We start from the raw sequence: 269 nt of genomic DNA, 5'->3' as shown, positions 1-269 counted from the left end.
GTCATGATCGTCTTTTCGCTGTTGTCAGCGTTTCGTTACATGGACTGGTGAAAAAATTGAGGCCGTCACAAAAGCGTGATAGTGTTGCGGACCTGAAATGCCGGTCGAATAGGGCTTTTGAAGCGACGTGCTTCATCACGAAACGATACGGACGTCAGATCATGAACATTTTCCAGAAGGCCGCTTTTGCTGCGGCAACATTTATTGCTGCGGTCTCTTTTGCCGGTGCCTCCTCGGCAGCCGGTGAGGCGCCGGTCAAGGCGCGCAAC

At 52.8% G+C, this 269-nt stretch carries 1 protein-coding gene; it reads left to right on the top strand.

The annotated features are described in order from the left end of the window. The coding region (locus SCA31_RS23610) for a hypothetical protein (RefSeq protein WP_410699444.1) at positions 1–269 on the top strand (269 nt) is incomplete at both ends.

The organism is Chryseobacterium sp. SIMBA_028 (assembly GCF_046535285.1).
In the GTDB taxonomy this organism is placed as follows: Bacteria; Bacteroidota; Bacteroidia; order Flavobacteriales; family Weeksellaceae; genus Chryseobacterium.
The sequence above is the reverse complement of the archived record's forward strand: the minus strand, read 5'-3'. Positions and strand labels throughout refer to the sequence as shown.